Annotated in this window: 11 protein-coding genes; 1 reads left to right on the top strand and 10 read right to left on the bottom strand. The window is 39.6% G+C overall.

The features are described 5' to 3' along the window. Nucleotides 1–106 precede the first annotated feature (106 nt). Nucleotides 107–1216, bottom strand: a complete 1110-nt coding sequence (locus tag E7Y33_RS05200; RefSeq protein ID WP_139689843.1) for an AI-2E family transporter — start codon at nucleotides 1214–1216, stop codon at nucleotides 107–109. 104 nt (nucleotides 1217–1320) lie between these two features. Here E7Y33_RS05200 and pbp3 point away from each other — a divergent pair, with 104 nt between their 5' ends. Continuing rightward, entirely contained in the window at nucleotides 1321–2562 is a 1242-nt protein-coding gene (gene pbp3, locus E7Y33_RS05205) for a D-alanyl-D-alanine carboxypeptidase PBP3 (protein WP_139689844.1), read from the top strand. A gap of 31 nt (nucleotides 2563–2593) precedes the next feature. Here pbp3 and sdbB read toward each other — a convergent pair whose 3' ends face one another. The 9 genes from sdbB to E7Y33_RS05250 form a co-directional block, all read right to left on the bottom strand. Then, on the bottom strand, nucleotides 2594–3139 hold the full coding sequence (gene sdbB, locus E7Y33_RS05210) for a thiol-disulfide oxidoreductase-associated lipoprotein SdbB (RefSeq protein ID WP_139689845.1): 546 nt from the start codon (nucleotides 3137–3139) through the stop codon (nucleotides 2594–2596). An 11-nt stretch (nucleotides 3140–3150) separates the two neighbouring features. Beyond that, entirely contained in the window at nucleotides 3151–3858 is a 708-nt protein-coding gene (gene ccdA2 / locus E7Y33_RS05215; protein WP_084920959.1) for a thiol-disulfide oxidoreductase-associated membrane protein CcdA2, read from the bottom strand. 127 nt (nucleotides 3859–3985) lie between these two features. Next, a complete protein-coding gene (locus E7Y33_RS05220) occupies nucleotides 3986–4846 on the bottom strand; it encodes a methionyl aminopeptidase (RefSeq protein WP_139689846.1) in 861 nt (286 codons plus the stop codon). A gap of 15 nt (nucleotides 4847–4861) precedes the next feature. Then, complete coding sequence (gene spxR, locus E7Y33_RS05225) at nucleotides 4862–6139, bottom strand: CBS-HotDog domain-containing transcription factor SpxR (protein ID WP_000033812.1); 1278 nt, start codon at nucleotides 6137–6139, stop codon at nucleotides 4862–4864. Further along, nucleotides 6132–6683: a GNAT family N-acetyltransferase gene (locus E7Y33_RS05230; RefSeq protein ID WP_139689920.1), complete on the bottom strand. Its 552-nt coding sequence runs from the start codon at nucleotides 6681–6683 to the stop codon at nucleotides 6132–6134. The genes spxR and E7Y33_RS05230 overlap by 8 nt, the downstream gene beginning before the upstream one ends. Nucleotides 6684–6698: 15 nt before the next feature. Beyond that, nucleotides 6699–7958 carry a UDP-N-acetylglucosamine 1-carboxyvinyltransferase gene (locus tag E7Y33_RS05235; protein WP_139689847.1) on the bottom strand — a complete coding sequence of 420 codons (1260 nt, stop codon included), beginning with the start codon at nucleotides 7956–7958 and terminating at the stop codon, nucleotides 6699–6701. A 160-nt stretch (nucleotides 7959–8118) separates the two neighbouring features. Then, nucleotides 8119–9624, bottom strand: coding sequence for a pyruvate kinase (gene pyk, locus E7Y33_RS05240; RefSeq protein WP_139689848.1), 1506 nt, complete (start codon nucleotides 9622–9624; stop codon nucleotides 8119–8121). A 66-nt stretch (nucleotides 9625–9690) separates the two neighbouring features. After that, complete coding sequence (pfkA, locus tag E7Y33_RS05245) at nucleotides 9691–10698, bottom strand: 6-phosphofructokinase (RefSeq protein WP_139689849.1); 1008 nt, start codon at nucleotides 10696–10698, stop codon at nucleotides 9691–9693. Between the two features lie 80 nt (nucleotides 10699–10778). Next, entirely contained in the window at nucleotides 10779–13880 is a 3102-nt protein-coding gene (locus E7Y33_RS05250) for a DNA polymerase III subunit alpha (protein WP_139689850.1), read from the bottom strand. Between the last annotated feature and the right edge of the window lie 373 nt (nucleotides 13881–14253).

The following is a 14253-nucleotide window of genomic DNA, read 5'->3' on the forward strand; positions in this document are numbered from 1 at the left end:
AAATCTTATCAAATCCTGTTCTTCTGCTTCTTTATGGCAATATGAATTCAAACTTATTTTGTTTGGAAGATAGTATTTTCATCAAAAAAATCAGGTTTCCCTGATTTTAATTTGATTCTGTTTTTTCTAGTTCCTTAGCTTCTTTATGGTTTTCATATAATTTCGCTAGGAACTTAGTAATTTCTTTAAAAATGGAGTAAGTAGGCACTGCTACGACCATCCCTATGACACCGTAGATATTACTTGACAGTAAGAGGAGCACCAAGATTGTAATCGGGTGTACTTTCATAACCCCTCCAACGATACGTGGATAGAGAACATTTCCGTCAATCTGCTGAATAATAAGCATATAAGCAACCGCAATCAACATACGATGAGGATCCGTGAACACATTGGCAATCACCATTGGAATTAAGCCAATACTTGGACCAACATAAGGAATCAAATTTGCGATTCCAGAGAAAATAGCAAAAACTAGGGCGTACTTTAATCCGATAACGCTATAGCCAATATAGGCTAAAAATCCAATAATAACCGCATCAATCGCAATTCCACTGATATAGCGCGCTATGGTTGTATTGAGATTGGTTAAAAGGCTAGAAAGATTCAATTTGTCATGTTTTAAGACGGTACGTTCCAACATTGGTAGCAACTTATGACCATCCAACAAGAAATAAATCAAGAATACAGGGGTCATAATGAGAATCAGAACTGTACTAAACAAGGCTGAAAGAACGCTTCCTAAACTGTTGCTGACGCTATTCAGGATATTCTGGAGGATATCCACATAGGAGAGATTCAGTTGTTGAATTGTTTGTTGAATATCAATATTTTGGAAGACTGGATTCATGGACAAATCAATGATCAAATCTTGTAGTCTACTATAGATGTTTTGACTAGAAATAATCAAGCTGGTCAACTGATTAATCAAAATCGGCAAGAGATAAACGACCCCTACAACGATAGCACCAATCAAGGCACAAAGAGTGACCAAGACACCAATTAGACGATTGATCTTACATCTCTTTTCTAAGAAAGTAACGACTGGATTTGTAATGTAGTAAAAAAATCCACCAAGCAAAAATGGAATCATAATGGTATTCACAACCGTTACAAAGGGAGTAATGATGGCTCCCATTTCTCTCCAAAGATAGAAAATCAATGTTAATAATAAAATTTCAGCTGTCCAAAAAAATAATTTGTTTCTACGGAACATAGGTATCCTCCTTCTCTCTATTTTACCATATTTCTGAAAAAGATAAGTTGGCTTTAGTAAAAAAGCGAGAATATTTTTTTTCTTTATGATAAAATAAAGCTAATATGAAAAAAATAATTTTATCTTTTATGACACTTTTAGTTTTTGGAACAGCTTCTACTGTTTCTGCTCAGGAGTTTGATGTTGCTGCTAAACATGCTATTGCTGTCGAGGCTACAACTGGAAAAATCCTCTATGAAAAAGATGCAAATCAGCCTGTAGAAATTGCTTCTATTACGAAACTGGTTACAGTTTATTTGGTCTATGAAGCTCTGGATCAAGGAACTATCAGCCTATCTACACCTGTTGACATTTCGGACTATCCTTACAAACTTACAACTAATTCTGAGGCGAGTAACGTCCCTATGGAAGCTCGAAATTATACTGTTGAACAACTATTAGAGGCTACAATGGTATCCAGCGCGAACAGCGCTGCGATTGCACTAGCAGAAAAGATTGCTGGTTCTGAGAAAGACTTTGTAGACAAGATGAGGGCTAAACTTCTTGAATGGGGAATTCAAGATGCAACTATTGTAAACACTACTGGTTTAAATAATGAGACCCTTGGTGATAATATCTATCCTGGTTCTAAAAAAGACGATGAAAACAAGTTGAGTGCCTACGATGTTGCAATCGTCGCTCGTAACCTCATCCGAGATTATCCTCAAGTTTTGGAAATCACCAAAAAACCAACTTCTACCTTTGCAGGACTTGAAATCCACTCAACCAACTATATGTTGGAGGGAATGCCTGCCTATCGTGGTGGTATTGATGGACTAAAGACAGGTACTACTGATAAAGCTGGTGCTTCATTCGTTGGAACAACTGTTGAGAAAGGGATGCGTATTATTACGGTTGTTTTGAATGCAAACCAACAAGATACCAACCCTTATGCACGTTTTACTGCTACTTCTGCACTTTTAGATTATATTTCTGCAAACTTTGCCTTAAAAACTGTCGTTCAGAAAGGTGAAGCATACAATGATAGTAAAGTAACAGTTCTTGATGGTAAAGAAGATAATGTGACAGCTGTCGCTAAGTCAGACATTTCCATCGTCCAACGCATCGGAAGCGGTACTACACCAGCCCTCCAATTCACACCGAAATCAACATCAGAAATGGCTCCATTGGAAGAAGGCAAGGTTGTTGGTACTTTAACCTATGATGACCAGGATTTGGTCGGACAGGGCTATCTCACTTCTGACAAACCATCTTTTGAAATGGTTTCTGAAAAGAAAGTAGAAAAAGCCTTCTTTTTGAAGGTTTGGTGGAATCAATTTATCCGCTTTATCAATGAAAAACTATAAAAAAATCGCGATTTTCTTCGCGATTTTTTCTTTATTTCATTTCTTTAAAAGCCGCTTCTGCATCAGCATTGCTAATAGCACCAAATTGGATTTTTCCGATTTTACCCTGACTGTCAATCAAGTATTCCGTTGGAATACTACGAATTTGGTAGGCTTGGAAGGTAGTTGCTTGCGTATCATATAAAACTGGTATATCCTTGTAGCCTTGTTCTTGGTACCATTTTGGAAAGTCTTGAACTGTTTTTTCACCTTGGAGACCTGGTGCAATGACACTCAAGATTTCAAAGTCTCGATCTTGTTTGGCAGCTAATTCCATCAACTCAGGCATGCTTTTTTTACATGGTCCACACCAAGAAGCCCAGAATTTCAAATAGACCTTTTTCCCTTTATAGTCTGATAACTTCACTTCTTTGCCATCCATAGACTGCAAGGTGAAGTCTGGCGCATCCTTACCGACTGCGATTTGTTGAACAGCAGGTTGTTTTCGACTGCTTGTCTGTTTGGTTTCTTTTTCACCACAGGCAATCAACAAGAATAGAGACATGAGGCTCAATCCAGCAAAAATAACTTTTTTCATTTTTTCTCCTTTTATCCAAGAATTCCTGACAAGGCATTTAACTGCCCTAGCATTAATAATAATCCCATCAAAATAATCAAAGCTCCCCCGATTTTCTTTAGTAGGATCATATGGGGTTTTAATTTACTAAAGTAGGGCATAATCCAGCCCGAAGCCAAGGCCAAAACAATGAAAGGAAGGGCCATTCCCAATGTGTATACTAATGTTAACACGGCTCCTTGCCAAGCACCATTGCCACCGGAAGCTGCTAGGGCCAAGACTGAACTTAAGACTGGTCCGATACAAGGGGTCCAACCAAAACTAAAGGTTATCCCAAGTAAAAAGGCTGACAGATAGTGATTCGACTTGGATTGCTTGAAGGTGACTGTCTTTTGAACCTCCAGTTTATTGAAATGCAAAATTTCCATCTGGTGAAGGCCCAAGAGGATAATGACTGCTCCCATAACATAACGAAACCAGTCTGCATAGAGCATATGCCCTAGGAATCCAGCTCCAAATCCTAAAATAAAGAAAATGAGGGAGATTCCAGCAATAAAGCACAAGGTTCGAATTAAACCTGACCATGCAACGTCTCTTCCAAAAAAGCGAAAGCTTTTCGAATTTCCCTGATCATCCAGTAAAATACCAGCATAGACTGGTAGCAAAGGAAAGATGCAGGGTGAAAAGAAGGACAGGATACCTGCTAAAAAAACGGATACTAGAAATATAATCGACTCCAACGAATTACCTACTTTCTCAAAATTCTAATCCTATTTTACTACAAAAGAATAAATTTGTAAGAAGTCTGCTACGCTTATTTATTTTGACTAAATATGACACAAAAAAAGGAGCTAAGCTCCCTTTATTTTAATACGTTCCTTCTTCACCTTGACTAGTCAAGATAACAGGACCGTCTTTGGTAATCACAAACTGGTGTTCATATTGGCAAGACAGGCCACCATCTATAGTCTTATGAGCCCAGCCAGTCTTCATATCTGTATCAATTTCCCAGTCACCAGTATTAATCATGGGTTCAATGGTTAGTACCATTCCTTCACGGAGACGGAGTCCACGGCCTGCAATACCGTAGTTAGGAACCATTGGCTCTTCGTGCATAGTTGGACCAACACCATGACCAACCAAATCACGTACGACACCATAACCGCGACTTTCAGCGTATTCTTGAATGGCTGCACCGATATCGCCGATACGGTTTCCAACGACTGCTCGCTCAATCCCTTTATACATAGCTTCCTTGGTTACGTCCATAAGGTTTTTCACTTCTTCAGACGGTGTACCAACCGCATAAGCCCAACATGAGTCAGCTAAACCACCAGTATAGTTTTGGGTGTATTTTTTCATTTGCTCGACATTATTAAAGTTGAGTTTCGACACATTGAGGTCTGATTTGGCAATCGGACCACCCAGTACCATGTCGACCTTGAGCAAATCGCCATCTTTCAAGATGTAATGACGTGGAAATGCGTGAGCTACTTCATCATTGAGAGAGCAACAAGTGGCATAGGGGTAATCCATGACAGCACCATCCACTCCAATCTGTAGAGGAAGAAAATTCTCCTCTTTGCAACGACGACGAACATACTCTTCTACTTCCCACATATCCACGCCAGGCTTAATCAAATCACGTAAGCCAATATGGATACTTGCTAGGAAATCACCAGCCTTGTCCATGGCTTCGATTTCACGTGCTGATTTTAAAGTTATCATTTTTTCTCCTAGATTCTAATTAATTTTAACCGTAACATTTGCTTTTGAAACAATCTGATGACCATGATAAATATCATAATCAATAATAGCTGAACGTCTCGTGTGGTGAATAATCCGAGCCTGAATCCGCAGAGTATCATCTATCTGCACAGCCTGCAAGAAATAAATCAACATCTGTTCAATGATGAGATTACGTCCGCTATTGACAACGAGGTCTTGGGTCATATGGTTGAGGATTTCAGCCAAGACTCCATTAGCAAGGACCCCATTTTTCTCCAGCATGAAGGGCTCAACAGTAATAACGACTTCATCATGATGATAAGACAGTTTTTGCCCGATTTGCTCGGAGAAAGTTGGCAAAGCTGAAACCTGAGAACGGCTCATCTTTTCCATGACATCTCTTCGTGTTACAACTCCAAGTAGAGTTTGGTTACTTCTGACAACGGGAACCATCTCAAAATCTTCTGCGATCATTCGTTGACTAACATTGGCAATATTGGTTGCTAAGCCTGTTACAAAGATACTACGTGTCATCACCTTGTCAATCGTTGTGCTGGGGGATTTATCTCCTGCGTCACGCATAGTAACAACCCCAACAACCACTTGGTGTTGGTTAATGACTGGGAAACGACTACTTCTGTTCTTACGGACCAAGTCTAGATAGTCTTTTACTGTATCTGTTTCTCTCAAAAAACCATACTCATGACTGGGACGATAGAGCTTTTCGACTGTTAAAATGTCAGTTTTAATCTGAACGTTTGAGAGAGCTTTGTTAATCATGGTTGCGACTGTAAAGGTATCATGCTTACTTCTCAGAACTGGGATACCCTTTTTATTGGCAAGAGTCAATACATCGTCCTGCACATGAAAACCACCTGTCACAAGGACCGCATTTTCATTTTCCAAGGCTAAAAGTTGAATGCGAGTGCGGTCACCTACAATCAAAAGACCGCCATCATGGAGATAGGACAGAATATTTTGCTCTGTCATAGCCCCAATGGAGAATTTACTAAACTCTCTCTCCAGCCCTTCCTGACCAGCTAAAACTTCAGAGGAGGTGACTTCAGCAATCTCAGCATAGGTTAGCCTCTCAATAGCCACTTTCTGGGACTTGACTCGTATGGTTCCACTACGTGGCCGAGTTTCAACGATGCCACGATTTTCAGCTTCTTTGATAGCTCGGTAGGCTGTTCCGTCACTAACACCTAGGTGATTGGAAATACTGCGTACACTAACTCTCTTCCCAATTGGCAACTCTTCCAGATAGGACAAAATTTCCTGGTGTTTACTCATTGAATTCTCCTTTTATATACCGAAATTCAAGATAATCTCTCATTTTTCGTGTATAGCGATCGCTTCCCTTAAACTGTCGGAAGAGACTAAATCCCGATTTTAAGGCTACTTTTTGGCTAGCTTGATTCTCCAGATGAGTGATGATGGATAATTGCTTTAAACCAAATTCTTCAAATGAAAGCTGACATAGTTTGGTAACTACTTCTGTCATATAACCTTGTGACCAAGAATCTTTCTTTAAGAAGTAACCAATTTCTGCTTCTTTTTTGATTTCATCGATCTTTTCAAATTTAATAGAGCCAATCATTTCTTGATTTCCTTGGAGACAAATTGCCCAAACACCCAGAGGATTCTTCATAAAATAGTTAGCAAGTGCGTACTGACTTTCTTCCAAATTTGCTTGACTGGGAAAAATAAACTGCAAATTCTCAGGGTTTGAAGCAATGTCGAAAAACGCTTGACTGTCACTAAAAAAGAAAGGACGCAAATACAAGCGCTCCGTTTCAAAAAAAGAAAACATTGCTAATTTGGTCCAAATATTCATAATCACCTCAACGGCTTAGTCTTCAACGAGTGTAATATCTGCTCCAAGACTACGCAATTTTTCAATAATATCTGAGTAGCCACGAAGGATAAACTCAATATTCGTAATTTCAGTCTGTCCTTGAGCCATCAAACCAGCGATGACAAGTGCTGCACCAGCTCGCAAGTCTGTAGCTTTTACACTTGCCCCGTATAACTTACGACCACCGTTGTAGATAATGTGATCATTTGTAGTCGTAATATCCGCATCCATTTTTGCTAACTCAAAAACATGATTGACACGTTTCTCATAAATCGTATCAATAATGGTTCCACGACCTTGCGCAGTTAGTAAAAGTGGCGTGATAGGCTGTTGCAAATCGGTTGCGAACCCTGGATAGGGAGCTGTTTTGATATTGATGGCCTTCAAATCAGACTGTTCTTCAACGAAGATACTGTCTTCTGAGACCGTCATACGAACGCCCATTTCCTCTAGTTTGGCGATAAAGCCTTCTAAGTGTTCATAGAGAACGTTGTTAATACGAATTCCTTTTCCTACTGCTGCAGCAAGTGAAATATAGGTTCCTGCTTCGATACGGTCTGGAATAACCTGGTGACGCGTTCCATGAAGTTTCTCGACACCATCAATAATGATAATATCAGTCCCTGCACCACGAATGTGTGCTCCCATGTTATTCAAAAGGGTAGCAACATCAATAATTTCTGGTTCACGAGCCGCATTTTCAATGACAGTACGTCCCTTAGCTTTAACCGCAGCAATCATGGTGTTAATCGTTGCACCAACGCTAACAGTGTCCATGTAAATACTTGCTCCGTGAAGCCCCTTGCCTTGGGCAGATAAATTCATATTATCTCCCTCGTAGCTCACCTTAGCCCCCATAGCTTCAAAGGCTTTTAAGTGAAGGTCAATCGGACGAGGACCCAAATCACATCCACCAGGAAGTCCTACCGTAGCTTCACCAAAGCGCCCTAAAAGACTTCCGTAAAAATAATAAGAAGCACGCAAGCTATTAATTTTACCATATGGCATCGGAATGTTTTGAACCCCTCTTGGATCAATCTCCAAGACATCGTCATAACTCTTAACAGATGCCCCCATGATCTCCATGATTTCGACAAGACTAGCAACGTCTGAAATATCTGGAACACAATCTAAAGTGACAATATCATCTGATAAGATAATAGCTGGAATAAGCGCTACAACACTATTTTTAGCACCACTAATGGTGATCTCACCTTGCAATGGACGTCCACCATTGATGACAATTTTTCTCATGTTTTACTCTTTCAAAATTTACTAAAAAGGTCTTTTCATTCTATTATACCATAATTTTCAGTTTTTTCCCATTCCTATTTACTAAATACCATCTCATTTTGATAAAAAAAGACCTATCACTCAAGCTTTCCAGCCTGAAATGATAGGTTTTAATGTTAGATTAACGTACTGTACGGATACGCATTGTGTTTGTACGGACAGCTTCACCAAGTGGCACACCAGCAACGATAACGATATCATCACCAGATTCAACCAAGCCTTGTTCAACTGCGATCTTTTCAGCAAGATCAAACATATCGTCAGTATTTGAAGGACGTTCAGTTGTTACTGGAATGACACCCCAGTTCAGCATAAGACCGCGTTGAGTCAATTCGTCAAAAGTGATAGCCAAGATATCAGCATTTGGACGGTATTTAGAAATCAAGCGAGCTGTGTGACCAGTTTTAGTAAGGGTAACTACCAACTTGATATTCATTGAGTTAGTTGCATCTTTAACAGCTGATGCTATAACTTCAGTCTTAGAATTACGCGCCAAGTTAACTGATGACAAACGACCGTATTCATTAAGAAGAGTTTGAGCGTTCTTGTCAATCGTAGCCATTGTTGTTACTGATTCAAGTGGGTATTTACCGTTTGCAGACTCACCTGAAAGCATTGTTGCGTCAGTTCCGTCGATAACAGCGTTGAATACGTCTGATACTTCTGAACGAGTTGCACGTGGTTTTTCAGTCATTGTTTCAAGCATGTTTGTTGCTGTGATAACAACTTTACCTGCTGCGTTCACTTTAGTGATGATCATTTTTTGGTAAACTGGAACCATTTCGAATGGTACTTCGATACCCATGTCACCACGAGCGATCATGATACCATCAGCAGCTTCAATGATTTCATCCAAGTTATCGATACCTTGTTGGTTTTCGATTTTAGCGAACAATTGAACGTGACCGTTACCAGTTTCTTCACAGATTGCACGAACTTCTTGAACATCTTTTGCAGTACGTACGAATGAGATCGCGATGAAGTTGATACCTTGCTCCAGACCAAAACGGATATCATCGTTATCACGTTCAGCAAGAGCTGGGAAAGGAATCTTGGTGTTAGGGATGTTTACACCTTTTTGCTTAGCAATAATGCCGTCATTTTCAACTACTACTTCAAATTCACGAGCAGCATCGTCTTTAGCGAAAACACGAAGACCTAGTTTACCATCATCAACCAATACTTGGTGACCAACTTCAACATCATCGTAGATATCAAGGGCACCAGCAACGTTCAAAGCAATCACATCACGAGTTGATTTGATTCCTTGTTTAGTTGCAACACGGATTTTTTCACCAGTTTTGTAAGAGTACTCTTTTGCGTCACCTTCAAACAATTCTGTACGGATTTCAGGTCCTTTAGTATCAAGAAGGAAACCAACTTTTTTACCTGCAAGTTTTTCAGCAAGTTTAACAGTTGCCATACGCTCACCTTGTTCTTGGTGGTCACCGTGTGAGAAGTTGAAACGGAAAGTGTTTGCTCCTGCTTCAATCAATTTAGCAATATTTTGAGCTGAAGCTTCAACGTCAAGTTTTTCACCCCAGTATCCGTCTTCACCGAATTTTTTACCACCACGGATTTCAACCGCAGGACCTAAAGTTGCAACGATTTTTACACGTTTGTTCATGATTTTTGTGACTCCTTTATATAATTCGACCTTTAATGGTCATTTTACCAGATTAGTTAAAGTTGATTAAGACAAGCTCTTGTTCAAATCAGAAAGTTCAATGTCAGCTTTATGAGGATTGTTAACAACAATCTTACCGTCTTCAGTCAAGCTAAACAAAGCTCCCTCTTCTGCTGTTCCAAGAATTGGATTTTCAACCATTTTCTCGTTACGAATACCGACAGCGACACCACCGATTCCTTGTTTAAGAAGTTTAACAGCGTGTGCTCCCATGCGTGATGCCAAAACACGGTCACGAGCAGTTGGTGATCCACCACGTTGGATATGACCGAGTTCTGTGACACGAAGATCACTTGTGTCTCCTGCTTCTTTCAGCTTTTGACCAAATTCAGCTGCTGACATGACACCTTCAGCTAAGACGATGATATTATGTTTTTTACCGCATTCATAACCAGCTTTGATACTAGCTACGATATCTTCCATCTTGAAGCCTTCTTCAGGGATAATGATTTCATCAGCACCAGTTGCAATACCTGCCCAAAGAGCGATATCACCTGCGTTACGTCCCATTACTTCAACGACGAAAGTACGACGGTGACTTGATGATGTATCACGAATCTTATCGATTGCATCCATAGCAGTTGTTACTGCTGTGTCAAATCCGATTGTAAAGTCAGTACCTACGATATCGTTATCGATTGTTCCAGGAAGTCCAATAGCAGGGAATCCATGCTCAGTTAAGCGCATAGCACCATGATAAGAACCGTCACCACCGATAACTACGACACCTTCGATACCGTGTTTTTTCAATTGCTCAATCCCTTTAAGTTGGCCTTCAAGTTGTGCAAACTCAGGGTAACGAGCAGAGTGAAGGAAAGTACCACCACGTGAAATGATGTCTCCTACTGAAGCAGCATCAAGTGGATAAATTTCACCAGCAACCATACCAGCGTATCCATCGTAGATACCAAATACTTCCATTCCTTCTGAGATTGCTTGACGAACTACCGCACGGATGGCAGCATTCATACCAGGGGCGTCTCCACCACTGGTCAAAACAGCAATACGTTTCATTTGGTTATGCTCCTTTTTCTTTTAACATTCTTACTGATTATACCACATTTAAATCGAAAATTCTTCTATTTTCCGTATTTTTAGCGATAAATCGTTTTCATAGCAATTCCCTCTAATTTTTCCTCTAGAGCAGAATCTTTTCTTACAAAATGTTGGGAGGAAACAATTGTTTTCTCTTCCTCAACATACCTGATAATGACAGGGATTGGGCCTTTGTATTGTTCTAGGATATTTGAAATTTCTTTATCGTATTTATGATTTTTAACTTGAATCCAGAATCGTTCCGCTACTGCTTCTTTCAAATCTTGTGCAATCATTTGCAGACGACCATCTCGAGATTGAACTTTGCCATTGATGTAGTAAAATTTCCCTTCGGATAAAATGGAAGCAAATTTTCTATATTGGTCTGAAAATACAGTTACATCCATCCGAGACTTACTATCATGAACCTGTAGAAAGGCCATACTCTCGCCTTTCTTGGTTCGAATCACTTTAATCTTTTGAATTTCAACTAGGAGAGTGGCTTGAGCTCCCTCGGTTAGATTAGTAATTTGCGTGGTCGGATATAGAGCTTGTTTGGCAAGAGTTTGGAGAGGATGGGGACTGATACCTACCCCAATCAGTTCCTGCTCTTTGTAAAATTTCTCTGCTTCCGTAAAATCATCAGCTTCAGTCCAACTATAATTTGTATCCGCAAAGAGACCTCCCAACTCCTCAACAAAGACAAATAAGTTTGGTAGGTTGACTAAGATTTTCTGACGGTTCTTATCAAATTCATCAAAAAGCCCTAGTTCAACCAAAGAAGTCAAAAGCGACAGTTTCTTGTAATTCTTGGGAAGACGTGTGACGAAATCTTCAATGCTTGAGAAAGGACGATTTTCAATAATCCAGTAAGACAAATCTCTTGGCATTCCCTTAATAGCTTTCAAACCAAGATAGATTTTCTTCTGAGCAATTTTATCATGATAGGGAATGCTGTTGATTGCTAAGGGAGCTACTTCAAAGCCCATCTGCAATGCATCTAAAATGTAATCACTGCTTGAATAATTCAACATGACTTGGAAGAAAATAGCAGGATAATGGGTTTTAAAATAAGCAAGTTGGAATGCTAGTGCTGAGTAGGCATAGGCGTGGGATCGGTTAAATCCATAGCCCGCAAATTTTTCCATCACTGCAAAAACTTGATTGGCTTTTTCTTCTGTATGCCCAAGTTTCATAGCTCCTGTGATAAAATCTTCCTTCATCAAATGCATCTCTTTAGCATTTTTCTTACCCATGGCCCGTCTGAGAATGTCAGCTTTACCAAGACTGAAGCCTCCAAAACGCTGAGCAACTTGCATGACTTGCTCTTGATAGAGCATGATACCGTAGGTTGATGACAGAATGTCCTCCAAGGCAGGATCTAGTACCGTCACCTTTTCATTACCATGCTTCCGAGTCACAAAATTGTCAATATAATCGCTAGCACCAGGTCTGTTTAGAGAGGTCGTTGCTACCACTTCTTCGAAGACTTGCGGCTTGACTCGTTTCAAGAGTCGAATGGCTCCTGGTTGTTCAAATTGAAAAATGCCTTTCGTATTTCCAGCGGCAAAGAGAGCCAAGGTTTCTTTGTCTTCCAGATCAATTTCTTCGATTTTTAGATGAATACCCTCTGACTCAGCCAATAATTCCTGCATTTTTTGGACAAAAGTTAGGTTACGCAGACCTAGGAAATCCATTTTTAGAAGTCCATTGGCTTCAACACCATGAGCATCATACTGGGTGATGAGCATATCCTCACCATATTTTAGAGGAATGTAATCCGTCAAGTCTTGGTCACTCATAACGACTCCGGCCGCATGGATAGAGGTTTGACGAGGATAACCTTCAATCTTTCGAGCAATCTCAAAAGCTTTTTGGTATTCAATCTTGCTATTGATGACCTGCCTAAATTGCAAATTCTTTTCATAAGCCGTTGTTAGCGTATCTCGAAAACTGATTTTTTTCGTAATATTGGTTAATTCATACTCTGGAACACCATAGCGTTTGAAAACATCACGAATTGCCTGTTTTGCTCCAAAGGTCGAATAAGTGACAATCTGCGCCACATGTTGACTACCATAGCGATCACGAACATAGCGAATGAACTCTGGCCTATAGAGATCAGGAATGTCGATATCGATATCAGGCATGGTGTAGCGCTCACGATTTAAAAAGCGCTCGAAAATCAAGTTCTTTTCAACCGGATCAATCCCTGTGATATCAAGTGAATAAGCTACTAGACTGCCAACAGCAGAACCACGCCCCATTCCCATATAGTAACCTTGGGAACGTCCAAAACGCAACAAATCCCAAACAACTAGGAAATAGTCATCAAAGCCCATATCATGAATAACAGCCAACTCTTCATTCAGTCGCTTTTGATAAAGAACTGAGGTTAACCCCTTGGCTATCAAGCCTTGCTCGGCCCTCTCTCTAAGTTCTTCTACAGCAGGTCTTTCAGGATTAAAGCGAGGGAGTTTTAAACTTGGGTCGATTTGATAGTTTACATTCTCTATCAGACCTTGGAGATTGGCAAGCGCCTGAGGGAAGCGATTTTTAAACCGTGTTTCCAAGTCTGAGGCAGGTAGAAAGATTCCTTGTTGTGAATGCAAATCCACTTCTCTCAGACTGACATTATCCTTGACTGCTGACAAGATTTGTAAAACTTGAATATCTTCTTTTTCAAAAGAGTTGACCTGATAGAGTGGAAGAATGGGTCTAGTAAAGACTTCTTGAGGAGTATCTGGACTGACACCGATAAAATAATCATGCCCCAAATCCAGCTGTTCGACCCCATTAAAATAGGGAACAATAATGGCCACATCTTCGAGGTGGGAGGTGAAGTCAGACCATTTTTTCCGTCCAGTCATTTTTAAAGTGGATAACTTCATCAACTCTTGATAACCTTTAGTGGATAGGGCTAGAAAACGTAGAGAGAGATTCTCCTCATCTTTGAGCAAGGTCATTTCTAAACCAATTAAAGGTTGAATGCCATGCTTACGAGTTGCTTCTAGAAAATGATAGGCTCCATAGAGATTATCCACATCCATGATAGCAAGGTGAGAATAGCCGTATTCTTTAGCCATTTGTACATATTTTTCAATCGAAACTACACTTTCCATAAAACTATAAACAGTCTTGGTGTCGAGCTGTGCAATCATTTCTTCTCCTCCTTGCTTTCGTTTTACTACTATTATACCATTTTAAGTTCCATAATGAACTGACTCAGACACTTTCTTTCAAAACCTCTTTGAGTTCTTTTCAACTTTACTCCTTTATTTTTCTCGAAAAAGAGAATTGGGAAGAATAAAATATCTATATCTTATAATATTTTTGATGGTAATTTTAGACATTTTTATACTAAGTGACGAATATTGAAACGACATTCTATATGCAAATTTACATATAAATATCTCTAAATTAACTTTTATTCAAACAATTTATTCAACATTTTATAATAACTTGTTTAAAGTCCATTCCTGTTTTTAAAATTTATTTCATTTGAGTTTATTTATTCCATTTTTCCTCTTTTTT

Source organism: Streptococcus oralis, from assembly GCF_006175905.1.
In the GTDB taxonomy this organism is placed as follows: domain Bacteria; phylum Bacillota; class Bacilli; order Lactobacillales; family Streptococcaceae; genus Streptococcus; species Streptococcus oralis_BG.